This window comes from Streptomyces sp. NBC_00483 (assembly GCF_036013745.1).
Classification (GTDB): domain Bacteria; phylum Actinomycetota; class Actinomycetes; order Streptomycetales; family Streptomycetaceae; genus Streptomyces.
The window spans coordinates 2,185,799-2,211,710 of record NZ_CP107880.1 but is presented as its reverse complement, the minus strand read 5'-3'; the positions used below and the strand labels follow the sequence as shown (position 1 = coordinate 2,211,710).

Genomic DNA, 25,912 nt, shown 5'->3' with positions numbered 1-25,912 from the left:
CAAACGTTCGACGGTGGTTGCTCATGGGTGGAACGTTGATTATTCGGCACCGTCAGTCATCTCGGGCTGCAAGTACTGCTCTTCGGAGCGTGGAAAGCTGATCACGAGTGGCGAGGGTGTCGGGCACGCTGTTGGGTGTCTGAAGGTACGGCCGTGATGGTCGCCTTCAGTGCCGGCCCCGGTAAAAATCCGCTTCGGTGGGTTGTGACGGGTGGTTGGTCGTTGTTTGAGAACTGCACAGTGGACGCGAGCATCTGTGGCCAAGTTTTTAAGGGCGCACGGTGGATGCCTTGGCACCAGGAACCGATGAAGGACGTGGGAGGCCACGATAGTCCCCGGGGAGTCGTCAACCAGGCTTTGATCCGGGGGTTTCCGAATGGGGAAACCCGGCAGTCGTCATGGGCTGTCACCCGCTGCTGAATATATAGGCAGTGTGGAGGGAACGCGGGGAAGTGAAACATCTCAGTACCCGCAGGAAGAGAAAACAACCGTGATTCCGGGAGTAGTGGCGAGCGAAACTGGATGAGGCCAAACCGTATACGTGTGAGACCCGGCAGGGGTTGCGTGTGCGGGGTTGTGGGATCTCTCTTTACGGTCTGCCGGCCGTGAGACGAGTAAGAAACCGTTGATGTAGGCGAAGGACATGCGAAAGGTCCGGCGTAGAGGGTAAGACCCCCGTAGTCGAAACATTAACGGCTCGTTTGAGAGACACCCAAGTAGCACGGGGCCCGAGAAATCCTGTGTGAATCTGGCGGGACCACCCGTTAAGCCTAAATATTCCCTGGTGACCGATAGCGGATAGTACCGTGAGGGAATGGTGAAAAGTACCGCGGGAGCGGAGTGAAATAGTACCTGAAACCGTGTGCCTACAAGCCGTGGGAGCGTCGCGCATTGAGTTTACTCAATGCGTCGTGACTGCGTGCCTTTTGAAGAATGAGCCTGCGAGTTTGCGGTGTGTTGCGAGGTTAACCCGTGTGGGGAAGCCGTAGCGAAAGCGAGTCCGAATAGGGCGATTTAGTAGCGCGCTCAAGACCCGAAGCGGAGTGATCTAGCCATGGGCAGGTTGAAGCGGAGGTAAGACTTCGTGGAGGACCGAACCCACCAGGGTTGAAAACCTGGGGGATGACCTGTGGTTAGGGGTGAAAGGCCAATCAAACTCCGTGATAGCTGGTTCTCCCCGAAATGCATTTAGGTGCAGCGTCGTGTGTTTCTTGCCGGAGGTAGAGCACTGGATAGGCGATGGGCCCTACCGGGTTACTGACCTTAGCCAAACTCCGAATGCCGGTAAGTGAGAGCACGGCAGTGAGACTGTGGGGGATAAGCTCCATGGTCGAGAGGGAAACAGCCCAGAGCATCGACTAAGGCCCCTAAGCGTACGCTAAGTGGGAAAGGATGTGGAGTCGCAGAGACAACCAGGAGGTTGGCTTAGAAGCAGCCACCCTTGAAAGAGTGCGTAATAGCTCACTGGTCAAGTGATTCCGCGCCGACAATGTAGCGGGGCTCAAGCGTACCGCCGAAGTCGTGTCATTCATACAACAGGGCCAACGCCTGTATGGATGGGTAGGGGAGCGTCGTGTGCCGGGTGAAGCAGCACCGGAAGGTAGTTGTGGACGGTTCACGAGTGAGAATGCAGGCATGAGTAGCGATACACACGTGAGAAACGTGTGCGCCGATTGACTAAGGGTTCCTGGGTCAAGCTGATCTGCCCAGGGTAAGTCGGGACCTAAGGCGAGGCCGACAGGCGTAGTCGATGGATAACCGGTTGATATTCCGGTACCCGCTGTGACGCGAAAGACATCGAATCCAGTGATGCTAAGGCCGTGAAGCCGTTCCGGACCCTTCGGGGAATGGAAAGTGGTGGAGCCGCCGGCCCAAGCTGGTAGTAGGTGAGCGATGGGGTGACGCAGGAAGGTAGTCCAGCCCGGGCGATGGTAGTCCCGGGGTAAGGGTGTAGGGCGCTGTCCAGGTAAATCCGGACAGCTTGTGCCTGAGACCTGATGCCGAGCCGATTGTGGTGAAGTGGATGATCCTATGCTGTCGAGAAAAGCCTCTAGCGAGTTTCATGGCGGCCCGTACCCTAAACCGACTCAGGTGGTCAGGTAGAGAATACCGAGGCGTTCGGGTGAACTATGGTTAAGGAACTCGGCAAAATGCCCCCGTAACTTCGGGAGAAGGGGGGCCATTCCTGGTGATTGGACTTGCTCCATGAGCTGGGGGTGGCCGCAGAGACCAGCGAGAAGCGACTGTTTACTAAAAACACAGGTCCGTGCGAAGCCGTAAGGCGATGTATACGGACTGACGCCTGCCCGGTGCTGGAACGTTAAGGGGACCGGTTAGTCACATTTCGGTGTGGCGAAGCTGAGAACTTAAGCGCCAGTAAACGGCGGTGGTAACTATAACCATCCTAAGGTAGCGAAATTCCTTGTCGGGTAAGTTCCGACCTGCACGAATGGCGTAACGACTTCTCGACTGTCTCAACCATAGGCCCGGTGAAATTGCACTACGAGTAAAGATGCTCGTTTCGCGCAGAAGGACGGAAAGACCCCGGGACCTTTACTATAGTTTGATATTGGTGTTCGGTTCGGCTTGTGTAGGATAGGTGGGAGACTTTGAAGCGGCCACGCCAGTGGTTGTGGAGTCGTCGTTGAAATACCACTCTGGTCGTGCTGGATGTCTAACCTGGGTCCGTGATCCGGATCAGGGACAGTGTCTGATGGGTAGTTTAACTGGGGCGGTTGCCTCCCAAAGAGTAACGGAGGCGCCCAAAGGTTCCCTCAGCCTGGTTGGTAATCAGGTGTTGAGTGTAAGTGCACAAGGGAGCTTGACTGTGAGACCGACGGGTCGAGCAGGGACGAAAGTCGGGACTAGTGATCCGGCGGTGGCTTGTGGAAGCGCCGTCGCTCAACGGATAAAAGGTACCCCGGGGATAACAGGCTGATCTTCCCCAAGAGTCCATATCGACGGGATGGTTTGGCACCTCGATGTCGGCTCGTCGCATCCTGGGGCTGGAGTCGGTCCCAAGGGTTGGGCTGTTCGCCCATTAAAGCGGTACGCGAGCTGGGTTTAGAACGTCGTGAGACAGTTCGGTCCCTATCCTCTGTGCGCGTAGGAATATTGAGAAGGGCTGTCCCTAGTACGAGAGGACCGGGACGGACGAACCTCTGGTGTGCCAGTTGTCCTGCCAAGGGCATGGCTGGTTGGCTACGTTCGGAAAGGATAACCGCTGAAAGCATCTAAGCGGGAAGCCTGCTTCGAGATGAGTATTCCCACCCCCTTTGAGGGGTTAAGGCTCCCAGTAGACGACTGGGTTGATAGGCCGGATCTGGAAGCACCGCAAGGTGTGGAGGTGACCGGTACTAATAGGCCGAGGGCTTGTCCTCAGTTGCTCGCGTCCACTGTGTTGGTTCTGAAACCACGAACAACCGTCGTAGCCATGTGCCACGGCTCCGGTTGACAGTTTCATAGTGTTTCGGTGGTCATAGCGTGAGGGAAACGCCCGGTTACATTCCGAACCCGGAAGCTAAGCCTCACAGCGCCGATGGTACTGCAGGGGGGACCCTGTGGGAGAGTAGGACGCCGCCGAACTCCTTTTATCGAAAAGCCCGGGCCGGGATACGGTCCGGGCTTTTCTGCGTTTGGGGGCGTTGTCGTGTACTGCGTTACGACGCCCCGGTAGCTCAGGCCTCCCGACACTGAGGGTAAAGTCAGGGGGCATCGTTGGTTCGTTCCCCACAGGAGGCCCCCGGGTGGAGGTCCAGGAGACCCGTGTTCAGACGGACAGGGTCCTCACCATCCCGAACATCCTCAGCATGGCGCGTCTCGTCGGCGTGCCCCTCTTCCTGTGGCTCATCCTGCGCCCTGAGTTCGGGGGCCCCAAGAGTGACGGCTGGGCGCTGCTCGTGCTCGCGCTCAGCGGCATCAGCGACTATCTCGACGGGAAGCTCGCGCGACGCTGGAATCAGATCAGCAGCCTTGGCCGGCTGCTCGACCCGGCCGCTGACCGGCTCTACATTTTGTCCACGTTGGTGGGTTTGACCTGGCGTGACATTCTGCCCATTTGGTTGACCTCCGTACTTTTGGCGCGTGAACTGCTTCTGCTGGTGATGGTGGGGATCCTCAGGCGCCATGGCTATCCGCCGCCCCAGGTGAACTTCCTCGGGAAGGCAGCGACCTTCAACCTGATGTACGCGTTCCCCTTGCTGCTTCTCAGCGACGGAACGGGCTGGATCCACGAACTCGCTGCTATTTTCGGATGGGCGTTCGCCGGATGGGGTACGACGCTGTACTGGTGGGCAGGGATCCTCTACGTGGTTCAAGTCCGCCGTCTTGTCCGGGCGGACTCCATGGCCGATTGAACTCGCCATTGCGCGTTGGCGGGGCCAGATGGCCCGCCGTGACAAGTGCGGGCCATTCAGGGCGGGTGAAGTCGGCTAGACCGTCGTCTCTTCAAGGAGGACGCTTCCGACATGAAGGCCGTCGTGATGGCCGGAGGCGAAGGCACACGCCTTCGCCCCATGACCTCGAGTATGCCCAAGCCGCTCCTACCAGTGGCCAATCGGCCGATCATGGAGCATGTGCTCAGGTTGCTCAAGCGGCATGGGCTCAGCGAGACCGTGGTCACCGTTCAGTTCTTGGCCTCACTGGTCAAGAACTACTTCGGGGACGGCGAAGAGCTTGGAATGGAGCTCACCTATGCCAATGAGGAGAAGCCACTCGGCACTGCCGGCAGCGTGAAAAACGCTGAGGAAGCGCTGAAGGATGACTCTTTCCTTGTCATCTCGGGTGACGCCCTCACCGATTTCGACCTCACCGAGCTCATCGAATTCCACAAGGAAAAGGGTGCGCTCGTCACCGTCTGTCTGACGCGTGTGCCCAATCCGCTGGAATTCGGTATCACCATCGTCGACGAGGAGGGGAAGGTCGAGCGCTTCCTCGAGAAGCCGACCTGGGGACAGGTCTTCTCGGACACGGTGAACACGGGCATCTACGTGATGGAGCCCGAAGTCTTCGACTACGTCGAGGCCGATGTCCCGGTGGACTGGTCCGGGGATGTCTTCCCGCAGCTGATGAAGGAAGGCAAGCCCATCTACGGCTATGTCGCCGAGGGCTACTGGGAGGACGTCGGCACACACGAGAGCTATGTGAAGGCCCAGGCCGACGTCCTCGAAGGAAAGGTCGACGTCGAACTCGACGGGTTCGAGATCTCGCCCGGTGTGTGGGTGGCCGAAGGTGCTGAAGTGCACCCGGACGCCGTGCTGCGTGGGCCGCTCTACATCGGCGACTACGCCAAGGTCGAAGCGGATGTGGAGATCCGGGAGCACACGGTCGTCGGCTCGAACGTCGTCGTGAAGAGCGGGGCCTTCCTGCACAAGGCCGTCGTGCACGACAACGTCTACATCGGGGAGCACTGCAATCTCCGCGGCTGCGTGGTCGGCAAGAACACCGACATCATGCGGGCCGCGCGGATCGAGGACGGCGCCGTCATCGGCGACGAGTGCCTCGTCGGTGAGGAATCGATCGTCCAGGGCAATGTGCGGGTCTACCCGTTCAAGACCGTCGAGGCAGGCGCCTTCGTCAACACGTCGGTCATCTGGGAGTCGCGTGGGCAGGCCCATCTGTTCGGGGCCAGGGGCGTCTCCGGGATCCTGAATGTCGAGATCACGCCCGAACTGGCCGTGCGGCTCGCGGGGGCGTACGCGACGACGCTCAAGAAGGGGTCGACCGTCACGACCGCGCGTGACCACTCCCGTGGTGCGCGTGCGCTCAAGAGGGCCGTCATCTCCGCGCTCCAGGCCAGCGCCATGGACGTAAGGGATCTGGAGAATGTGCCGCTGCCCGTGGCGCGGCAGCAGACGGCTCGGGGAAGTGCCGGCGGGATCATGATCCGTACGACGCCCGGGGTGCCGGACTCCGTCGACATCATGTTCTTCGACGAGCGCGGGGCGGATCTTTCGCAGGGCAGCCAGCGCAAGCTGGACCGGGTGTACGCGCGGCAGGAGTACCGCAGGGCGTTCCCCGGGGAGATCGGCGATCTGCACTTCCCGTCGAGCGTCTTCGACTCGTACACGGGGTCTTTGCTGCGGAACGTCGATACGACGGGGGTCGCGGAGGCCGGGCTCAAGGTGGTCGTCGACGCGTCGAACGGAAGTGCCGGGCTCGTGCTGCCCAGCCTTCTCGGGCGGCTCGGCGTCGACTCCCTGACGATCAATCCCGGGCTCGACGAGTCGCGGCCCACGGAGACCGCGGACGCCCGCAGGTCCGGGCTCGTACGGCTGGGGGAGATCGTGGCCTCGGCGCGGGCCGCGTTCGGGGTGCGGTTTGACCCGGTCGGTGAGCGGCTTTCGCTGGTCGACGAGAAGGGGCGGATCGTCGAGGACGACCGGGCGTTGCTCGTGATGCTCGATCTTGTCGCCGCGGAGCGCAGGAGCGGGCGGGTGGCGCTGCCCGTGACCACGACCCGGATCGCGGAGCAGGTCGCCGCGTATCACGGGACGCAGGTCGAGTGGACGACCACGTCTCCCGATGACCTGACGCGCGTGGGGCGTGAGGACGGGACGATCTTCGGTGGGGACGGGCGGGCCGGGTTCATCATTCCCGAGTTCAGCAGCGTGTTCGACGGGGCCGCGGCGTTTGTGCGGCTCATCGGGCTCGTCGCCCGTACGCAGTTGACCCTCAGCCAGATCGACGCGCGGATTCCGCGGGCGCATGTGCTCAAGCGGGATCTGGCGACGCCGTGGGCCGTCAAGGGCCTCGTCATGCGCCGCGTCGTGGAGGAGGCGGGCGAGCGGTCCGTGGACACGACCGACGGTGTACGGGTCGTGGAGGCCGACGGACGTTGGGTGATGGTGCTGCCCGACCCGGCCGAGGCGGTCACCCACCTGTGGGCCGAGGGGCCGGACGACGCCTCGGCGCAGCAACTGCTCGACGAGTGGTCGGCGGTCGTGGACAGCGCCGGGCGCTGACCCGGATCCCTGCTGCTCGACGCCTATTTCGGGCGTCGGGCGGCAGGGCAGTGGGGTCGTTGGGTGACAGTGGCCACGACGTGCGACGATGTGCGGCATGCCGCAGCAGCCCCCCAAACGGAGCACCCCAGAGCGCCCCGCGCGCCCCGACGCCTCCATGTCGCTGCTGACCAACGTCATGGATCACAGCCTTGACGACGGGTATGCGGAGGCCACCGCGCGCAAAGAGGCGCTGGGGCAGAGCGGTTTGCCGAAGACGCTGCGGGCGAAGCTGGGGCTTGCGGCGGGGCTTGTGCTCGCCGCTCTCGTGGTGACGGTGGGGGCGGCGCAGGCCCGTGTCACCGCGCCGGTGGTGGCCAAGGAGCGCGAGGAGCTCATCGACCGCATCGACCGGGAGACCGAGTCCGCCGACCAACTGGAGGGACAGGTCGACTCGCTGCGCGGGCGCGTGGGGGAGATGCAGCGCGAGGCGTTGAAGAAGCACGGTGGTGAGCAGGCGGAGTTGGCGGGGGTGCTCTCCGGCGCCGTCGCCGTGCACGGCCCCGGTGTGAAGCTCGTCGTCGACGACGCGAAGTCGGCCACCACGGGCGACGGCAGCGGTCCGCGCGAGAGCAACGGTTTCTCGGACACGGGCCGCGTACGCGACCGGGACATGCAGCGCGTCATGAACGGTCTCTGGCAGTCCGGCGCCGAGGCCATCAGCATCAACGGGCAGCGCCTCACCTCGCTGTCCGCGATCAGGGCCGCGGGTGACGCGATACTGGTCGACAACAAGCCGCTGGTGCCGCCGTACACGGTGCTCGCGGTGGGGGACGGGCAACGGCTGAGCACCCGGTTCCAGAACAGCCCCGACGGTCTCTATCTGCATGCACTGCAGGAGAACTTCGGGGTCAGGACCAGTATTTCGGCTCAGGACGACATCGAGCTTCCTGCCGCACCCAGCGTGATCGTACGTACAGCACAGCCGAGAGCAGAGCAGAAGGGCACATCGTGATCGCCGTACTGGGCCTCGTCGTGGGAGTCGTGGTCGGTCTTTTCGTCCGGCCCGAGGTTCCGGCGGTCGTCGAGCCTTACCTTCCCATCGCCGTCGTCGCGGCGCTGGACGCGGTGTTCGGGGCGCTGCGCGCCATGTTGGACGGGATCTTCGACGACAAGGTGTTCGTCGTCTCGTTCCTGTCGAACGTCGTCGTGGCCGCGCTGATCGTCTTCCTGGGCGACAAGTTGGGCGTCGGCGCACAGCTGTCGACCGGTGTCGTCGTGGTGCTCGGCATCCGCATCTTCTCCAACGCGGCCGCGATCCGGCGGCATGTGTTCCGGGCGTGAGGCCGATGAGTCAGAACGAGAACGAAGAGAACGCAGAGAACCGCGAGAACTCGCGGGGCGTGCAACCGGACGGCGAGAGCGGCCAGTTGCGCAAGGAGCTCTCCAAGGAGCTGCCCCCCGAGGTGCCGCCGGCGAACCGTGCGGCGGAGCGGGAGGCGGAGGCGGGTGCGGCCGAACCCGAGGCGTCCCAACCCCAGGCGCCCGAACCGGAGCCGGCCGGCACGGATGACCGCCCGGAGGCCGGCCCGGACGTCGTCGAACCCGAACTGACCGGGCGGCAGCGGCTCGTGAAGGGTCTGTGGCCGCCGCGCGCGTCACGTGCCCAACTCATCATGGCTGTGCTGCTGTTCGTCCTGGGGCTCGGGCTCGCCATCCAGGTGCGGTCCACCAGCGACAACAGCGCCCTGCGCGGTGCGCGTCAGGAAGATCTCGTTCGCATTCTCGATGAACTGGATGATCGAACTCAGCGTCTTGAGGATGAGAAGCAAGGTCTCGTGGACCAGCGCACCGAGCTGGAGAGCAGTTCGGACCAGGCCGACGAGGCCCGCAAGCAGACGGCCGAGAAGCAGAAGCAGCTCGGCATTCTGGCGGGCACGACGGCCGCGCAGGGCCCCGGGATCACCATGACCGTCACCGACACGAAGGGGGCCGTGGAGGCGGACATGCTGCTCGACGCGGTCCAGGAGCTGCGCGCCGCCGGTGCGGAGGCGATTCAGGTGAATGATGTCCGCGTCGTGGCCAACACGTATCTGACGGACGGCAGCGGCGGGAAGGGGATCAGCGTGGACGGGCACGAGATCGGCCGCCCCTACCGGTTCAAGGTCATCGGCAAGCCGCAGGACCTGGAGCCGGCCCTGAACATTCCCGGGGGTGTGGTGCAGACGCTGGAGAAGGAGCAGGCCACGGTGGCCGTGAGCCGCTCGAACAAGATCGTCGTGGATGCCTTGCGATCGGCGAAACGGCCTGATTACGCTCGGTCGTCCTCGGAGTGAAGTCGGGGGTGCATGGTGGATACCGTGCGAGGGCATGAGGTTGCGGGGGGTCGCCGCAGCAAGGGTGGTGTGCGTGGTGGAAACTGTTTGGCGGATACGGACGTTGTGAGGGTGTCCGTGTCATTGATGTACGCGATGTACGCCGATGTGTGCAGTCAGGGTTCGTCCTGCCCCACGGGCGGGTCTGTTTCGGTCAAGGGGAATCGCCCGTGAAGTTGTTTGCGAAGTTGTTCGGCAAGAGCCGTGAGGACGCGCGTCACCGTGCGCCGCGGCAAGGGGACGTCCCGGAGACGCAGGTGGGTGAGCGCCCGCTGTTCCGGGACCAGGTCGCCGGAGACAATTCGGACGGACAGGGCGCGTCGTCTGTTGACCCTGCCGGTTCCGGCCGCATAGGTTTCGGAGAACCGTCAACCTCAAGTACGGGTGGAGAGTTTGCCCCCGACCCGTACGCGTCCCACGCCCCCGCGGGGCAGCCGCGGCAGGAGGATCCGTCCATGTCGGCCCTGGTGTGTACGAGGTGCGGAAACCGGAACGGGGAGAACAGCCGGTTCTGCTCCAACTGCGGTGCGCCGCTGCGTGGCGGTGCGGCGCCGGAGGGGCCGTCCGAGACGACGTCCACGATCTCCATCTCCGGCCTCGAGTCCTACGACCCGGAGGCGACGGGTCAGACGCAGCTTCCGGCCCTCTCGCCCGAGGCGCAGGCGGCGGTCGACGCGCTGCCGCTGGGCTCGGCGCTCCTGGTGGTGCGGCGCGGTCCGAACTCGGGCAGCCGCTTCCTCCTGGACGGCGAGCTGACCACCGCGGGGCGCCACCCGCAGAGCGACATCTTCCTGGACGACGTGACCGTGTCACGCCGCCACGTGGAGTTCCGTCGCCTGCAGGACGGCTCGTTCACCGTCGCCGACGTCGGCAGCCTCAACGGCACGTATGTGAACCGTGAGCGCATCGACTCGGTGACGCTGAACAACGGGGACGAGGTGCAGATCGGCAAGTACCGGCTGGTGTTCTACGCGAGCCAGCGCGGTATCTGAACCGTCCGCGACCCTTCAGGAAGGTCCATGCTGCACACGACGAGTGGCGGTGCCCCCGGGGGCACCGCCACCACGGACAGTCGGCTGACGAGCATCGGCACCGTACTGAACGTGCTCCGAGAAGAGTTTCCCGAAGTCACCATCTCCAAGATCAGGTTCCTGGAGTCCGAGGGCCTTGTGGAGCCCCGGCGCACGCCCTCGGGCTACCGGAAGTTCAGCCCGGACGACGTCGAGCGGCTCGCCCATGTGCTGCGCATGCAGCGGGACCACTACCTGCCGCTGAAGGTCATCAAAGAGCAGCTCGACGCCCTGGAGCCGGGCGAGACGCTGTCCGTGCCCGCGCCGGGACGCCCCGGCGACGCGGAGGACGGCACCGACGTGCCCACGGCCGCGCGGGTCGGCCGGGACGAATTGCTGGCCGCCGTCGGCGTCGAAGAGGACGAGCTCGACGAATGGGAGTCGTACGGACTCCTCACGCCTCTGCCCGATGGTGGCTACGACGCCTCCGCCGTGTCGGTCGCCGAGCTCATCGGTGAGCTGGCCCGGTTCGGGATCGGGCCGCGGCACCTGCGGGTCATGCGGGCGGCCGCGGACCGGGAGGCCGGCCTGGTGGACCAGGTGGTGGCCCCCCTGAAGGTGCACCGCAACCCGCAGACGCGGGCGCATGCCGAGGCCCGCGCCAAGGAGCTGGCAGGCCTCACCGTGAGGCTGCACTCGGCACTTGTGCAGACCGCGCTCGGGGTGCGTCTGCCCTGATCGTGGGCGCGGGTGAGCACCGATGGCCCGGTCCTCGGTGGATGCCCGACTACCCAAACCGACCGGGCACGTCCTAGGGTTGCTGTGTGAACGAGCTCGACGTCGTAGGTGTCCGGGTCGAAATGCCCTCCAACCAGCCGATCGTGCTCCTGCGTGAAGTGGGAGGCGACCGGTACCTCCCCATCTGGATCGGACCGGGGGAGGCGACCGCGATCGCCTTCGCCCAGCAGGGCATGGCGCCCGCGCGTCCGCTGACGCACGACCTTTTCAAGGATGTTCTTGAGGCGGTCGGCCAGGAGCTCACGGAAGTGCGCATCACGGACCTGCGCGAAGGCGTCTTCTACGCGGAGCTGGTGTTCGCGAGCGGGGTCGAGGTCAGCGCCCGCCCGTCGGACGCCATAGCCCTGGCGCTGCGCACCGGTACGCCGATCTACGGCAGTGACGGGGTCCTGGACGATGCGGGGATCGCGATCCCCGACGAGCAGGAGGACGAGGTGGAGAAGTTCCGCGAGTTCCTCGACCAGATCTCTCCCGAGGACTTCGGCACCAACAGCCAGTGACCGCCCTGCCGACGGCCGGGCTCGGCCGTCGAGCGGCGGCGCCCTCGGGACATTCGGCTAGCCTTTCCCGGCGGTGGGTCACGGGAAACCACTCTTAGGGTGATTATCACTCGGCGTGCCTAGTGTGGCGTTCGTTGACGCACCCCCTGTGACTGCCTACCGTCGACAAGGCAGGTCAATGAGGAGGTCGGCGTGAGAAGCAGCGGCGACGGTACGGCGACGGACGGTCCGTACCTTCCCCCGAGCTCTCGAATGAGCTCGAGCAGGGGGCACCCCCTCCACGGCAGCGCGGCCGATCACACTCCGCAGCGCCCGCAGGCCGTGCCTGTGGTGGCGGGGAACAGCGGCGAGGCCGCTACAGAGCAGCTGGGATACCGGGGGCCGACGGCATGTGCGGCTGCCGGCATCACCTACCGGCAGCTCGACTACTGGGCCAGGACCGGCCTTGTCGAACCCAGTGTGCGCTCCGCGTACGGATCGGGGACACAGCGGCTCTACAGCTTCCGGGACGTCGTCGTCCTCAAGGTCGTCAAGCGGTTCCTGGACACGGGTGTCTCGTTGCAGAACATCCGGACGGCCGTGCAGCACCTGCGCGAGAGCGGCTTCCGGGATCTGGAGCGGATGACGCTGATGAGCGACGGCGCGACCGTGTACGAGTGCACGTCGCCCGACGAGGTGCACGATCTGCTCCAGGGCGGCCAGGGGGTCTTCGGGATCGCCGTGGGCGTGGTCTGGCGGGACGTGGAGGCCGCGCTGTCGCAGCTGCACGGTGAGCGTGTGGAAACCGGCGAGACGATCGTGCCGCCGAACCCCACGGACGAGCTCGCGAGGCGGCGGGGCAGGGCCGTGTGAGGTCCGTACCGCCGCGTTGTCAGTGGCGTAGGGCAGCATCAGTGATGTGAGAACCGCGCCCACGATCCTGCATCTCGACATGGATGCCTTCTACGCCTCTGCGGAGCAGGCGGCGAAGCCGAGCCTGCGCGGGAAAGCGGTCGTCGTGGGCGGGCTGGGTCCGCGCGGTGTCGTGGCCACGGCGTCGTACGAGGCGCGGAAGTTCGGGGTGCACTCGGCGATGCCGATGGGGCAGGCGCGCAGGCTCGCCCCGCATGCCGCGTATCTGGTGCCGCGCTTCCGGCTCTACCGGGAGATCAGCGAGCAGGTGATGGGGCTCCTGGGTGCCCTTTCTCCGCTCGTGGAGCCGCTCAGCCTGGACGAGGCGTTCGTCGATCTGGAGGCCGGTGAGGCGGCCTGGGACGCCGCTTCGGCGGAAGCCGTGGGGCAGCGGCTGCGGGCCGACATCCGACGCGTGACCGGGCTGAACGGGTCCGTGGGGCTCGCCGCGTCCAAGATGCTCGCGAAGATCGGCTCGGAGGAGGCGAAGCCGGACGGGCTCGTGCTCATACGCCCTGGGACCGAGCGCGCGCTGCTCGGGCCGCAGTCCGTGCGCATTCTGCCCGGCGTCGGGCCCGCGACGGCGGATCATCTGCGGCGGGCCGGGATCCTGACCGTGGAGGAGATCGCGGGGGCCGGCGAGGACGAGCTGGTGCGCCTCCTTGGGAAGGCGCACGGCAGCCACCTGTACGAGATGGCGCTGGCCCGCGACGAGCGGCCCGTCGTCGCCGAGCGGGACTCCAAGTCCGTATCGGTCGAGGACACGTACGACGTGGACATCCATGACCGGGTGCGGGTCCGGATGGAGGTGCGCAGGCTCGCCGACCGGTGCGTGGAGCGGCTGAGAGCGGCCGAGCGCTCGGGGCGGACCGTGGTGCTCAAGGTGCGGCGCTACGACTTCTCGACGCTGACGCGTTCAGAGACGCTGCGGGGGCCGACGGACGATCCCGGGGTGGTGCGGGAGGCCGCGGCGCGGCTGCTGGAGAGCGTGGACACGACCGGTGGCGTGCGGTTGCTGGGGGTCGGTGTCAGCGGGCTCGCCGACTTCACGCAGGAGGACCTGTTCGCGCAGTTCGCCGCCGCGGAGGAAGCAGCCGCTGAGGAGGCCGCCGCCGAGGAGCCGGAGGGGGAGGCGGTCGCGGCCGAGACCGTGGAGGCCGCCGAGCCCGTCGAGCGGCGATGGCTGGCGGGGCACGATGTGCGGCATGCCGAGTTCGGGCCCGGGTGGGTGCAGGGGAGCGGGCTCGGGCGGGTGACCGTGCGGTTCGAGACGCCGTATGCGGCGGTGCCGGGGCGGGTGCGGACGTTCCGGGTCGATGATCCCGAGCTGGAGTCGGCGGATCCGCTGCCGCTGGTGGAGGGCGCCGAAGTTCAGGTCGGGTCGTCCTCCGCGCCCGCGACCTTGCCGAATGTGACGTCGGGCGACTGAGGAGCCGTGATGTCCAGACCGTAGTGGTGGTAGAGCTGGAGCTCCTGCTCGGGGGAGAGATGGCGGCCCACGCCGAAGTCGGGGGCGTCCTTGATCAGGGAGCGCTCGAAGGGCACGTGCAGCGTGCCGTCCGTGAAGTCGCTGGGTTCGAGCGGGACGAAGGCATCGCGGCTGAACAGGCCGGTTCGTATCGCGGCCCACTCCGGCACGCCCGTGGCGTCGTCCAGGTACACCTCGTCGATGGTGCCGATCTTGGCTCCGTTGCGGTCGAACGCCTTGCGGCCGATCAGATTGCGCGGATCGACATCGGTCTGCACGGGCCCTCCAACTGATCGCGATGATCGCAACTCGTCTGTAACCACTACGAAAGAGCACATTGCGGAAGGCGGCCACTCGGGGGCTCCGGCCAAGTTGCCGCTGGTAGGCTGGCGACTGGCTGCTGACCCCGTGCGGGAGAGTCTTCCGACAGTAGTCGGGGGCGCCGAAGGAGCAAATCCTCCCCGGAATCTCTCAGGCCCCTGTACCGCACGGACGAGGTCACTCTGGAAAGCAGGGCGGGGTGCACGGTTTCCGCTCTCACCGACGGTGCAAGCCGGTGTGTTCCGTGTTCTCGCGGGGTGGGCCGGTGAAGCTCTCAGGTTGAGATGACAGAGGGGGAGGCCGGACGGGTACCCGCGCCGTGGTGCCCCTCGTAGGTCGCAATGACCAGGAGGCCTCCGCCAATGACCGCCAACCGTATTCCGCTCTCCCAGCTGGAGCGAGGAATCCCCTTCGAGCAGCGCCACATCGGCCCCGATGACGCCGCTCAGGCCAAGATGCTCGCGCAGGTCGGCTACGGCTCGCTGGACGAGCTGACCGCGGCCGCGGTGCCCGATGTGATCAAGAGCGCCGAGGCGCTCGACCTTCCGGCCGCCCGCAGCGAGGCCGAGGTGCTCGCCGAGCTCAAGTCGCTCGCCGAGCGCAACCAGGTGCTCGGCTCGATGATCGGCCTCGGCTACTACGGGACGTTCACGCCTCCCGTCATCCTGCGCAATGTGATGGAGAACCCGTCCTGGTACACGGCGTACACGCCCTACCAGCCGGAGATCTCGCAGGGCCGACTCGAGGCGCTGCTCAACTTCCAGACCATGGTCGCCGAGCTGACCGGCCTGCCCACCTCGGGCGCCTCGCTGCTCGACGAGGGCACCGCGGCCGCCGAGGCGATGGCCCTGTCGCGCCGCGTCGGCAAGGTCAAGAACGGCGTCTACGTCGTCGACGCCGACGCCCTTCCGCAGACCATCGCCGTCATCGAGACGCGCGCCGAGCCGACCGGCGTCGAGATCGTCGTCGCCGACCTGAGCGAGGGCATCCCCGCCGAGGTCGCCGAGCGCGGTGTCGTCGGTGTGCTCGTGCAGTACCCCGGTGCCTCCGGTGTCGTGCGGGACATCAAGCCTGTGATCGACCAGGCGCACGAGCTGGGCGCCATCGTCACCGTTGCCGCTGATCTTCTTGCTCTTACATTGCTGACCTCGCCCGGTGAACTCGGCGCGGACATCGCCGTCGGTACGACGCAGCGCTTCGGTGTCCCGATGGGCTTCGGCGGTCCGCACGCCGGATTCATGGCCGTGCGCGAGAAGTTCGCGCGCTCGCTGCCCGGCCGCCTCGTGGGTGTCTCCGTCGACGCCGACGGCAACAAGGCGTACCGACTCGCCCTGCAGACCCGCGAGCAGCACATCCGCCGCGAGAAGGCGACCAGCAACATCTGTACCGCGCAGGTGCTGCTCGCCGTCATGGCCGGCATGTACGCCGTGTACCACGGGCCCGAGGGCCTGAAGTCCATCGCCCGGCGCACCCACCGCTACGCCACCGTGCTCGCCGCGGGGCTCAGGGCGGGCGGCGTCGAGGTCGTGCACGGCGCGTACTTCGACACCCTCACCGTGCGGGTGCAGGGCCGGGCCGCCGAGGTCGTCTCCGCCGCGCGCGAGGGCGGCGTCAACCTGCGCCTCGTGGACGCCGATCACGTCTCGCTCTCCTGTGACGAGACCACCACGCGGGCCCAACTGGGCGCCGTGTGGAGCGCGTTCGGTGTCGAGGGGGACATCGAGGCCCTGGACGCCGAGGCGGCGGACACGCTGCCGGGCGGGCTGCTGCGCGAGGACGACTACCTGACGCACCCCGTCTTCCACCAGCACCGCTCCGAGACGGCGATGCTGCGTTACCTGAGGGCGCTCGCCGACCGCGACTACGCGCTGGACCGCGGCATGATCCCGCTGGGCTCCTGCACGATGAAGCTCAACGCGACGACGGAGATGGAGCCGGTCACCTGGCCCGAGTTCGGCCAGCTGCACCCCTTCGCCCCCGCCGAGCAGGCGCAGGGCTACCTGACGCTCATCCGTGAGCTGGAGGAGCGGCTCGCCGAGGTCACCGGCTACGACAAGGTGTCGCTGCAGCCGAACGCCGGCTCGCAGGGCGAGCTCGCCGGTCTGCTCGCCGTCCGCGGCTACCACCGGGCCAACGGTGACGAGCAGCGCACCGTCTGCCTCATCCCGTCCTCCGCGCACGGTACGAACGCCGCGAGCGCCGTGATGGCCGGCATGAAGGTCGTCGTCGTGAAGACCGCCGACGACGGCGAGGTCGACATCGAGGACCTGCGCGCCAAGATCGAGAGTTACGCGGACCAGCTGTCCGTCCTCATGATCACGTACCCGTCGACGCACGGTGTCTTCGAGGAGCACGTCGCCGACATCTGCGCCGCCGTGCACGACGCGGGCGGTCAGGTCTACGTCGACGGCGCGAACCTCAACGCGCTGGTGGGCCTCGCCAAGCCGGGCCGCTTCGGCGGCGACGTCTCGCACCTGAACCTGCACAAGACGTTCTGCATCCCGCACGGCGGCGGCGGTCCCGGCGTCGGCCCGGTGGGTGTGCGCGAGCACCTCGCGCCGTACCTGCCGAACCACCCGCTGCAGCCGGCCGCGGGCCCCGAGACGGGCGTCGGCCCGATCTCCGCGGCGCCGTGGGGCTCCGCCGGGATCCTACCGATCTCCTGGGCGTACGTGCGGCTCATGGGCGGCGAGGGGCTGAAGCGGGCCACGCAGGTGGCCGTGCTCTCCGCCAACTACATCGCCAAGCGGCTCGAGCCGCACTTCCCGGTGCTCTACAACGGCCCGGGCGGGCTCGTCGCGCACGAGTGCATCATCGACCTGCGGCCGCTCAGCAAGGCGACGGGCGTGAGCATCGACGATGTCGCCAAGCGGCTCATCGACTACGGGTTCCACGCGCCGACCATGTCGTTCCCGGTCGCCGGGACGTTCATGATCGAGCCCACCGAGAGCGAGGACATCGAGGAGCTCGACCGGTTCTGCGACGCGATGATCGCGATTCGCGGCGAGATCGAGCGGGTCGCCTCCGGCGAGTGGCCGGCCGACGACAACCCGCTGCGGAACGCTCCGCACACGGCCGGGATGCTCGGCGGTGACTGGGAGCACGCGTACAGCCGGGAAGAAGGTGTCTTCCCGGCCGGGGTGGTCGCCTCTGACAAGTACTGGCCGCCGGTGCGGCGTATCGACCAGGCGTTCGGCGACCGGAACCTGGTGTGTTCCTGCCCGCCGCTCGACGCCTACGAGGGCTGATCCGCTCGGGACTGCGCGGCCGTCGGTCGCGCAGTCCTGCTCAGCTGATCCCTACGCCGCCGTCACGACCCTGCCCAGTGGGCGGTGCGGGGCGATGATCCTGCCACTCGGCAGCAGCTCGCCGGTGTCCTCGAAGAGCAGGACCCCGTTGCAGAGGAGGCTCCACCCCTGCTCGGGGTGGTGAGCCACAGGGAGTGCTGCTTCCCTGTCCTCGGATTCCGCTGTCGGGCAGAGTGGCTGGTGCTGGCACATGGATGGGATCTTTCGCTGCGAAGTGATCTCGATGACGTGGGCTGTGCTGGTGGTGCCTGTCGTGCTGCGGCTTGAAGGCTTGTTCATGGCCGCCCCCCGTTTTCGTGAGTTCTGGAACCCAGTGTTGCCCTGTGGGCGTCAATCCGCAGGGATTTCCTTGCAGCGGTCCTTATGGGTGTCAGACGCATCACCCGTGCGGACGGTTCAGTTCAACTCGACTCTCCCTTCGGGTGGTTAGGAGTGGTCGGTACGGGCTAGTCCGCTCGGGCAGGGCTGTGCCCCGCGACCGGACGGCGGACGGTGCGGGGCACAGGAGTGTGTGACAGGGGCCGTCGGCGGGCCCCCATCGGTCAGGCGAGCAGGCCGGCGGTTGCCGGGGTCGGCGTCAGGCGGTGCGTGAGGACCGGCAGGAGCTCCGCCACCCGGTGCGGCTGGTGCGGGGCGATGCCGGGCGGAGCGGGTGCCAGCGGGACGAGGATGTCGTCGGCCGCGGGTTGGCCGCTCGCCGGGTCGGCGGTGCGCTCGCCGTGCAGCCACAGCGTGAGCATGTAGAGCTCGGGCACCGAGAGCAGCCGCGGCTGGTAGGCCTGGGGCAGCGACTCCGCCTGGCGAAGGGCCCGTTCGGTGGACCTGATGTAGGGGCCCTCGAAGAAGTGCGAGAAGGCCCAGCCGTCCGGTGTGAGCATGGTGTCGGCCGCTGCCACCGCGCGCTCCCCGCAGCGGATCAGGAAGCGCCAGCCGGTCAGGCGGGCCCTGGATGGCCCGGTGGTTCCGTTGATGTGGTCCAACACATGGAGGGGCAGCGGGAGTTCGGGTGTTGCGGGTCCCTGTGCGGCGCGCAGGGACGGGGTGCGTGCCTCGCGGACGGCGGTGGGGGAACCGAGGGCCGTGAGAACGCTGCGCAGGGCGGGCGCGGGAGCCGGTGGGACGTGCAGCGGCATGGTGGGTCGCCTCTCATTCGACAGGCATGTGATGCGAGGGCGGTGCGGACGAGCGGACGGCGCTGTCTGCTGCGGATGCACAGGGGTACACGGGGCAGAGGGGGCGGGGGTCCGGTCCGAATCCGGGCCGCGGGCGCCAACTCTCTGTCTCGCCAGCGGAGTTTATACGATGCGTGTTCACACGGTGTTTCGCCTAGCACGCCGCCCGGATTTCGCAAGGTGCTATTCGGGCGCGGTTCCCATGGGGTTTTGTGGGTATCCTCCCCATTTCCGGTGGGGCCGCCGTGCGTGACCTCGGCGTCCTTCGGCCGAGCGGTCGGCGTGTTCTTGTCGGCGTTTTTCACCAGGGCCGCAAGTGACGGAATCTGGGGGCGGCCGCATGCCTAAGGAATGTGCCCGCGGGTAACCGCCTTGAGCGTACTGCTCCGTGGATGAGCGCGGGGCGTTACGGATCACATTGCCGGGGCATCATCCACCGTGACACGCGGCCGTGACGGAGCATCAACGGGTCGCCCGTGCGAGGAGGGACGCTTCCATGGGGGAGAAGGTCGATGCGGGGACGGTCGGTCTGGCCGATCCGCGGCGCTATCGGGAGAAGCTCAAGGAGTGCCTGGAGGGGTTCGGGCGACTGCTGGGAGAGAAGCGCTTCGATCGTCCGAAGAATCTCATGGGGCTGGAGATCGAGCTGAATCTCGCGGGGCCCGACGGGCTGCCGAGAATGATGAATGCGGAAGTTCTGGAGCGCATCGCGAGCCGCGATTTCCAGACCGAACTCGCGATGTTCAATCTCGAAGTGAACATTGCCCCGCACCGGCTCGGCGGCCGCGTTCTCGACCAGCTCGCCGAGGAACTGCGCACGGGGCTCGGATATGCGCACCGGAAGGCGAACGAGGTCGACGCGGGCATCGTGATGATTGGCATTCTGCCGACGCTGAGCGCGGACGACCTGGTCTCGGCGAACCTGTCGGACGTCGCCCGCTACACCCTGCTCAACGACCGCATCGTGGCCGCGCGGGGCGAGGACTTCGCGCTCGACATCGCCGGTGTCGAGCGGCTGACCTGCACGTCCTCCTCGATAGCGCCCGAAGCCGCGTGCACGTCCGTGCAGTTGCACCTCCAGGTGACGCCGGGGCGCTTCGCCGATGTGTGGAACGCGGCGCAGGCGGTGGCCGCCGTGCAGACAGCCCTCGGCGCCAACTCGCCCTTCCTGTTCGGCCGCGAGCTGTGGCGCGAGTCCCGGCCGCCGCTGTTCCAGCAGTCCACCGACACCCGGCCGCCGGAGCTCGCGGCGCAGGGCGTGCGGCCGCGCACCTGGTTCGGGGAGCGCTGGATAGATTCCGCGTACGACCTTTTCGAGGAGAACCTGAAGTACTTCCCGCCGCTGCTGCCGATCCTCGACGACGAGCAGCCGCTCGACGTGATCGCCAAGGGCGACATCCCGCGCCTCGCCGAACTCGTCCTGCACAACGGCACGGTGTACCGCTGGAACCGCCCCGTGTACGGCATCGCGGACGGCGTGCCGCACCTGCGCGTCGAGAACCGGGTGCTGCCCGCAGGCCCCACCGTCACGGACGTCATCGCCAACACCGCGTTCTACTACGGCCTCGTCCGCGCCCTGGCCGAGGAGTCCCGGCCGGTGTGGTCGCGGCTCCCCTTCGCCGCGGCCGCCCGCAACTTCGACACCGCCTGCCGGTACGGCATCGACGCGCGCCTGGAGTGGCCGCGCAGGGGCCGGTTCGGCGGCACGGAGCGGGTGCCGGCCGTGAACCTCGTACGGGACGAGCTGCTGCCGCTCGCTGCGGCCGGGCTCGACGCGTGGGGTGTGGCGCCGGCCGACCGGGATCTGTACCTGGGGGTGATCGAGGAGCGGTGCCGGCTGCGGATGAACGGCGCGGCGTGGCAGTCGGCGACGTATCACCGGGCCCTGGAGAGCGGTCTGGCGCGGGACGCGGCGCTCGCGGCGACCACGCGCCGGTACTGCGAGCTGATGCACCGGGGCGAGCCGGTGCACAGCTGGCCCGTCGGGCTGCCGGAGCCGGCGGTTCCGCTGGGCTGAAGGGCCCGGCCGGCTCAGTTGCCTGTGGCGCCCGCTTCGATGATCGCCTTCAGGATGACTTTCTGGATGTCCGCCGGGTCGCTGACCTGGTGTCCCGAGCCGCCCGTCGCCTCGGCGATCTGCTCGACCTCCCGTTTGTCGGTGTCGGGCCCCACGGCGATGGCGATCAGCGGGACGGGGCGGTCGCGGTCGGTGAGGTTCCCGAGCTTCTTGATGAGGCTCTCGCGGGAGATCGACCCCGGGTCCTCATTCACGCCGTCCGTGACCACCACGACGGCGTTGAACCTGCCGCTCTTGTACGAGGACGTGGCCTCCTTGTAGGCCGCGAGCGTCGTGTCGTACAGGCCCGTCGCCCCGCCGGGCACCGGCTGCAGCGAGGTGAACGCGGCCGACAGGCGGTCGCGCCGGGTGCCGGAGCCGACGCGGTCGCCGAGGCGCTCGGTCGGCACGAGCTTCTTGTAGTCGCGGTCGCCGTCGAGGAACGTGGCGAACTCCCACAGGCCGATCTCGTCCTCCGGCGTGAACGTGGAGAGGGCCGCCAGCATCGACGCCTTCGTCACCTCCATGCGGGACTCGCCGCGGCTGGGCACGATGTTCCCCATCGAGGCCGACGCGTCCACGACCGTCGTGATCCGGGCGCTCTGCACCGTGATCGTCCACATGCCGAGGGTCTCCTCGAGCTGCTCCTCGGTGGGCGCCTTCGCCGCCACGCGCGCGTACGGCTGCGGGGAGCGGCCACCGGCCCGTGAGACGACCGTCGCGGGGGAGCGGTCGCTGTCCGTGCGGAAGCCGTGCCGCTCCAGGATCGAGCGGCCCTCGGGCGCGCCGAGCAGCGTCATGAAGCGGACGGCCGCCCGGCTCTCGTCGGTGCTCAGCCTGTCCTCGCCGACCAGCGAGAACGGGTAGTCGAGGGCGGGCGAGCCGTCCTTCGGATAGAAGAGATCGACCGAACCCGCGTCACCCGCCTCCTTGTTGTGCGCGTACGCGGCCTGCTCGGACAGGATCAGCGCCTCGTTGCGCCGCGGGTTGCCCTGCTCGGTGCCGGAGTCGTCGCGCGGCACCGTGTCCATGAGCTGCGCGTCGCTGTCGGACGTGCGCTGCGAGAGGCTCTTGGCCATGGCGGCGGCCTGTGTGCCGTCCCCCTTCGCGGACGCGGACGCCAGCTTCGTGAGCGCCAGCAGTCCGCTGGCGCTGCGGGCGGGGTCGGCGGCGCCCAGGCGCAGCTTGTCGTCCTGCATGGCGGTGCCCGTCAACTGGGCCCAGGTGTACGTCTTTCGCGGCCAGCCGAAGGACTTCGCGGCCGTGGGAACCATGCCCACGCCGACCGGTGAAGAGGCGACGTTGCCGGCCGGCGTGACCTTTGTGTCCCCCGTGCCCGTGGTGACGCGCTGCACCCAGACGTCCGAGTCCGGCACCCAGACCTGGTAGTCCGCGGCGCCCTTCCCCGCGCGCAGGGTGTCGGCGACCTTGTACGCCTCGCGCGCGGTGACGGCGATGTCGAGGCAGTTGCCGTCGGAGGTGAGCTTCTCGCGGCGGGCGTGCTCCGCCGCTTCCCGCAGCGCCGGGGCCATGTCGGGGGAGGCGACCACATCGAGATGGACCTCGTCCTCGCATCCGCTGCCGAGGCCGAGCAGCTCGGGGCGGAACACCGTGGCCGTGCCTGCTGCGGCCACGACGACGAGGGCGGTCGCGATGGCCACGGTGCGCCCGCGCGAGCGGGGACGGGGTGCGGCGGCGGCCGCCCCGTACTCGTCGGGCATGCTGCTGTGACGTCCCATGGCGGTGGAGCCCCTCCCTGAGCCACAAAGGCAGTTGCGGTATAAGCGGTGGAGCAGTGGAGGGGAGCGGTGCGCCGAATTGCGTCGCCCTGGCCCCCTCGGCCTGTCGCACGCGATCTTCGTACCTGCATTCGAGACCCTAGCGGGGCGCTGTGACGGATGCGGCGGGATTCATCAACTGGAGGCAGGTGTGCAGGTGGAGGCGGAACCGACGCCCGGTTCTTCTCCCGAAGGGCGGCTCTCACGGCGCTTCTTGCGGGACGAAACGCTGCTCGTTCTGGGGCTTTCGCTCGGTGCGAGCGGTGTGTCCGCGCTCATCAGCTTCGTCGGCTCTGTCACGAAACCCGGCGGCCTCAAGGACCAGGCGGCGACCCTGAACGCCTCGGCGGCGCCCGGCCGACCGTGGCTCGACCTGGCCTGGCAGCTGTTCGGCATCGCGAGCGCCCTCGTGCCGGTCGCGCTCGTCGCGCACTTCCTGCTCAGGGAGGGCGAGGGAATGCGCACGATCGGCTTGGACCGCAAGCGCCCGTGGTTCGACACGGGCCGGGGTGCCGCGGTCGCCGCCGTCATCGGCAGCACGGGGATCGCCTTCTACCTCGCCGCACGCGGCCTCGGCTTCAACCTGACGGTGGTGCCGGAGGCGCTGCCCGACGTGTGGTGGAAGTACCCGGTGCTGATCCTGTCGGCAGTGCAGAACGCCGTACTGGAGGAGGTCATCGTCGTCGGGTATCTGCTGCGCAGGCTCGGGCAGTTGGGGTGGACGCCGGGGACGGCCCTCGTCGCGTCGTCCGTGCTGCGCGGTTCGTACCACCTGTACCAGGGCATCGGCGGGTTCTTCGGGAACCTCGCGATGGGCGTCGTCTTCGCCTTCCTGTACCGGCGGTGGGGGAGGGTCGGGCCACTGGTGGTGGCCCATTCCCTGTTGGACATCGGTGCGTTCGTCGGATACGCGGTGCTGGCGGGCAAGGTGGGCTGGCTGCCCACCGCGTAGCCCGGGTCATGCGTGCAGTTCGCCCTCGATGGTCGTGACCGCGCGGCCGGTCAGGAGTGTGCGCTCGCCGCGCAGGGCGACGCGTACGAGACCGCTGCGGGCGGAGGCCTGCAGTCCGGTCAACTCCTCACGGCCAAGCCGCGCCGCCCAGAACGGGGTGAGCGCCGTGTGCGCGCTCCCGGTCACCGGGTCCTCGTCGATGCCGGCGCCCGGGAAGAAGCAGCGCGACACGAAGTCGTAGCCCCGGGAGGGGTCCTCGGCGCGGGCGGTGGCGATGACGCCGCGCCGGGAGAGGCCCACGAGCGCCTTGTGGTCGGGGGTGAGCGCCCGCACGGTCTTCTCGTCGGCGAGCTCCACGACCAGGTCGCCGACGGACGGGCCCGTGTCGTGCACGGAGAGCGGCTCGGCGCCGAGGGCCTCGGCGAGCCCCGCGGGGGCGGGCTCCTCGGTGAGCGGCGCCGTCGGGAAGTCGAGCGTGAGCGAACCGTCCTCGCCGGGTGTCGCCACGAGCACGCCGCTGCGGGTCGCGAACCGCACGGGGCCGCGCGTCACCCCGGTGGAGTGCAGTACGTGGGCGGTGGCCAGGGTCGCGTGCCCGCACATGTCGACTTCGGTGGTGGGCGTGAACCAGCGCAGCGCCCAGTCGGCGTCCCCGCCCTCCGGCAGCGGGTGTGCGAAGGCGGTCTCGGCATGGTTGACCTCAAGGGCGACGTTCTGAAGCCAGGTGTCGTCGGGGAAGGCGTCCAGGAGCAGGACGCCGGCGGGGTTGCCGCCGAAGGGCCGGTCGGAGAAGGCGTCGACGATACGAATACGCATGTCAGAGACGGTAGTTGCCCCCACTGACAACGGCCCAAGGCCAATCCGGGGCGGCTGGCCTGTTTTCCGGGAGCCGTCGGGCTTGCCATCGGGCTTGTCGTCCGGGGCTTGCCATCCGAACAGTCCCGATATATCGTTGAGGCATCGCGATCGGTTGACGATCGCGGTCAACGAAATCCGCGATCAGTTGTGAAAGGACTGATTCCCATGCGTAACCACGGACACGAACACGGACATGGCCACCCCGGCAGGGGTGGATTCGAGCGCGGCGGCTTCGAGGGCCGGCGTGCGGCGTTCGGGCCTTTCGGGCCCGGCTTCGGCGGCCCCGGTGGTCCCGGCCCCTGGGGGCGCGGCGGCCGCGGTGGCGGGCCTCGCGGACGGGCGCGGCGCGGTGACGTGCGCGCCTCGATCCTGGCCCTGCTGAAGGACCGCCCGATGCACGGCTACGAGATGATCCAGGAGATCGCCGAGCGCAGCGGCGGCGCGTGGAAGCCGAGCCCCGGCTCGGTCTACCCGACGCTGCAGCTGCTCGAGGACGAGGGCCTGATCGCCAGCGCGAGCGAGGGCGGCAAGAAGCTCTTCTCGCTCACCGACGACGGCCGTACCGCCGCCGAAGAGGGGCCCGAAGCTCCTTGGGAGGAGGCCGGTCGCGGCGTCGACTGGGAGGCCATGAACGAGATCCGGCAGGCCGGTTTCGGCCTGATGGAGGCGTTCGGCCAGGTCTGGAAGACCGGCAGCAAGGAGCAGCGCGAGAAGGCGCTCTCCGTCATCACCGACGCGCGCAAGAAGCTGTACCTGATCCTCGCCGACGAGGACTGAGTCCCGTGCGGGCCCGGACAGGCCACAGAGCGCGGAAGAGGCGTCCCGTACGACAGGTGCGGGGCGCCTCTTCGCGTACGTACGTAGTACGTACGAAGGGTCAGGTCACGAGCTCAGGTCACGAGCCCGTTCAGCTTGCGCAGCGACTCGTCGAGCGCGGCCGTCGCCGAGTCCTTGAGCTTGCCCGCCATCAGCGAGACCGCCGCACCCGTGAACTCGCCCTTGATGCGGGCCGTCGTCGCGTCGCCGTCCGGGGTGAGCGAGTAGTGCATGAAGAGGTTCACGCCCATCGGGCCCTTGCCCCTGATGGCGAAGGCGCGGCCGTCCTCCAGCTCCTCGATGGTCCAGTTGACCTCGGCCGGGAAGCCCATCAGCTTCATGTTCTCCTCGAACTGGCCGCCCACTTCGAGTGAGGTGGGGCCGCCCTTCGGGAAGTCGGTGTGGGTGGCGTTCCACTTCCCGTACGAAGAGAAGTCGGTGAGCTGCGCCCAGACCTTCTCCGTGGGCGCTTCCATGCGTGCTTCCGCGCTGACTTCGGCCATGTGGCCACCCCTTTGAGTCGTGAGCCATGACGGGCTTCGGTGTCGCGTCGTCGCGGAAAGTAGCCGTGTGGCCTCGAACATTCAATACTGATGACCCGTCAGTTCCGGGGTGGCGTGTTCCGGTCCCCTCGGGGACGCGTGGCTCGATCTCATCCGTAAGGAGGA

The 25,912-nt window shown here is 67.5% G+C and carries 20 protein-coding genes, 2 rRNA genes and 1 riboswitch; of the genes, 16 read left to right on the top strand and 6 right to left on the bottom strand.

What is annotated here, in order from left to right:
- The first annotated feature begins 258 nt into the window (after window positions 1-258).
- The 12 genes from OHA73_RS09610 to OHA73_RS09555 all read left to right on the top strand — a co-directional run bounded on the left by OHA73_RS09610 (window position 259) and on the right by OHA73_RS09555 (window position 13,944).
- Window positions 259-3,380: ribosomal RNA gene (locus tag OHA73_RS09610) — 23S ribosomal RNA — on the top strand.
- An 88-nt stretch (window positions 3,381-3,468) separates the two neighbouring features.
- A 5S ribosomal RNA gene (rrf, locus tag OHA73_RS09605) occupies window positions 3,469-3,585 on the top strand.
- 161 nt (window positions 3,586-3,746) lie between these two features.
- Window positions 3,747-4,355, top strand: a complete 609-nt coding sequence (locus tag OHA73_RS09600) for a CDP-alcohol phosphatidyltransferase family protein (protein ID WP_266722026.1) — start codon at window positions 3,747-3,749, stop codon at window positions 4,353-4,355.
- A 111-nt stretch (window positions 4,356-4,466) separates the two neighbouring features.
- Complete coding sequence (locus tag OHA73_RS09595) at window positions 4,467-6,962, top strand: mannose-1-phosphate guanyltransferase (protein ID WP_266722028.1); 2,496 nt, start codon at window positions 4,467-4,469, stop codon at window positions 6,960-6,962.
- An 88-nt stretch (window positions 6,963-7,050) separates the two neighbouring features.
- Window positions 7,051-7,956: a DUF881 domain-containing protein gene (locus tag OHA73_RS09590; RefSeq protein WP_267071188.1), complete on the top strand. Its 906-nt coding sequence runs from the start codon at window positions 7,051-7,053 to the stop codon at window positions 7,954-7,956.
- Window positions 7,953-8,285 carry a small basic family protein gene (locus tag OHA73_RS09585; protein ID WP_266722032.1) on the top strand — a complete coding sequence of 111 codons (333 nt, stop codon included), beginning with the start codon at window positions 7,953-7,955 and terminating at the stop codon, window positions 8,283-8,285. Before OHA73_RS09590 ends, OHA73_RS09585 begins: the two co-directional genes overlap by 4 nt.
- Before the next feature lie 5 nt (window positions 8,286-8,290).
- Entirely contained in the window at window positions 8,291-9,277 is a 987-nt protein-coding gene (locus tag OHA73_RS09580) for a DUF881 domain-containing protein (protein ID WP_266722034.1), read from the top strand.
- Window positions 9,278-9,399: 122 nt separating this feature from the next.
- Window positions 9,400-10,308 (top strand): FHA domain-containing protein, encoded by a 909-nt coding sequence (locus OHA73_RS09575; RefSeq protein WP_266725622.1) that lies wholly within the window; start codon window positions 9,400-9,402, stop codon window positions 10,306-10,308.
- Window positions 10,309-10,335: 27 nt separating this feature from the next.
- Window positions 10,336-11,064: a transcriptional regulator FtsR gene (ftsR, locus tag OHA73_RS09570; protein ID WP_266722036.1), complete on the top strand. Its 729-nt coding sequence runs from the start codon at window positions 10,336-10,338 to the stop codon at window positions 11,062-11,064.
- A gap of 86 nt (window positions 11,065-11,150) precedes the next feature.
- Window positions 11,151-11,624 (top strand): bifunctional nuclease family protein, encoded by a 474-nt coding sequence (locus OHA73_RS09565; RefSeq protein WP_006123076.1) that lies wholly within the window; start codon window positions 11,151-11,153, stop codon window positions 11,622-11,624.
- Window positions 11,625-11,816: 192 nt separating this feature from the next.
- Window positions 11,817-12,476, top strand: a complete 660-nt coding sequence (locus tag OHA73_RS09560) for a MerR family transcriptional regulator (RefSeq protein WP_323187284.1) — start codon at window positions 11,817-11,819, stop codon at window positions 12,474-12,476.
- Window positions 12,477-12,522: 46 nt separating this feature from the next.
- Entirely contained in the window at window positions 12,523-13,944 is a 1,422-nt protein-coding gene (locus OHA73_RS09555; protein ID WP_267071190.1) for a DNA polymerase IV, read from the top strand.
- Here the strand turns inward: OHA73_RS09555 and OHA73_RS09550 are convergent.
- The gene (locus OHA73_RS09550) at window positions 13,887-14,261 is read right to left on the bottom strand and encodes a PRC-barrel domain-containing protein (RefSeq protein ID WP_266722042.1); all 375 of its coding nucleotides are present in this window, start codon (window positions 14,259-14,261) and stop codon (window positions 13,887-13,889) included. The two genes, OHA73_RS09555 and OHA73_RS09550, sit on opposite strands and share 58 nt — an antisense overlap.
- A 123-nt stretch (window positions 14,262-14,384) precedes the next feature.
- Window positions 14,385-14,480: riboswitch (glycine riboswitch) on the top strand.
- 186 nt (window positions 14,481-14,666) lie between these two features.
- Between OHA73_RS09550 and gcvP the strand changes: the two genes are divergently transcribed.
- A complete protein-coding gene (gene gcvP / locus OHA73_RS09545) occupies window positions 14,667-17,552 on the top strand; it encodes an aminomethyl-transferring glycine dehydrogenase (protein WP_267071191.1) in 2,886 nt (961 codons plus the stop codon).
- A gap of 51 nt (window positions 17,553-17,603) precedes the next feature.
- Here gcvP and OHA73_RS09540 read toward each other — a convergent pair whose 3' ends face one another.
- Both OHA73_RS09540 and OHA73_RS09535 read right to left on the bottom strand, forming a co-directional pair.
- Entirely contained in the window at window positions 17,604-17,804 is a 201-nt protein-coding gene (locus tag OHA73_RS09540; RefSeq protein WP_323179728.1) for a DUF5999 family protein, read from the bottom strand.
- Window positions 17,805-18,154: 350 nt separating this feature from the next.
- The gene (locus OHA73_RS09535) at window positions 18,155-18,745 is read right to left on the bottom strand and encodes a hypothetical protein (RefSeq protein ID WP_266722049.1); all 591 of its coding nucleotides are present in this window, start codon (window positions 18,743-18,745) and stop codon (window positions 18,155-18,157) included.
- Window positions 18,746-19,280: 535 nt separating this feature from the next.
- On the opposite strand from OHA73_RS09535, the gene OHA73_RS09530 reads away from it, so the two are divergent.
- Window positions 19,281-20,801 (top strand): glutamate-cysteine ligase family protein, encoded by a 1,521-nt coding sequence (locus OHA73_RS09530; RefSeq protein WP_266722051.1) that lies wholly within the window; start codon window positions 19,281-19,283, stop codon window positions 20,799-20,801.
- A gap of 14 nt (window positions 20,802-20,815) precedes the next feature.
- Here OHA73_RS09530 and OHA73_RS09525 read toward each other — a convergent pair whose 3' ends face one another.
- The gene (locus tag OHA73_RS09525; RefSeq protein ID WP_327654848.1) at window positions 20,816-22,579 is read right to left on the bottom strand and encodes a substrate-binding and VWA domain-containing protein; all 1,764 of its coding nucleotides are present in this window, start codon (window positions 22,577-22,579) and stop codon (window positions 20,816-20,818) included.
- Between the two features lie 190 nt (window positions 22,580-22,769).
- Between OHA73_RS09525 and OHA73_RS09520 the strand changes: the two genes are divergently transcribed.
- Window positions 22,770-23,570, top strand: a complete 801-nt coding sequence (locus OHA73_RS09520; protein WP_267071192.1) for a CPBP family intramembrane glutamic endopeptidase — start codon at window positions 22,770-22,772, stop codon at window positions 23,568-23,570.
- 6 nt (window positions 23,571-23,576) lie between these two features.
- Here the strand turns inward: OHA73_RS09520 and OHA73_RS09515 are convergent, their stop codons facing one another.
- Window positions 23,577-24,386 (bottom strand): PhzF family phenazine biosynthesis protein, encoded by an 810-nt coding sequence (locus OHA73_RS09515; protein WP_267071193.1) that lies wholly within the window; start codon window positions 24,384-24,386, stop codon window positions 23,577-23,579.
- 207 nt (window positions 24,387-24,593) lie between these two features.
- On the opposite strand from OHA73_RS09515, the gene OHA73_RS09510 reads away from it, so the two are divergent.
- Window positions 24,594-25,205, top strand: coding sequence for a PadR family transcriptional regulator (locus OHA73_RS09510; protein WP_266722059.1), 612 nt, complete (start codon window positions 24,594-24,596; stop codon window positions 25,203-25,205).
- A 113-nt stretch (window positions 25,206-25,318) separates the two neighbouring features.
- Here OHA73_RS09510 and OHA73_RS09505 read toward each other — a convergent pair whose 3' ends face one another.
- Window positions 25,319-25,747: a type II toxin-antitoxin system Rv0910 family toxin gene (locus OHA73_RS09505; RefSeq protein WP_266722061.1), complete on the bottom strand. Its 429-nt coding sequence runs from the start codon at window positions 25,745-25,747 to the stop codon at window positions 25,319-25,321.
- Between the last annotated feature and the right edge of the window lie 165 nt (window positions 25,748-25,912).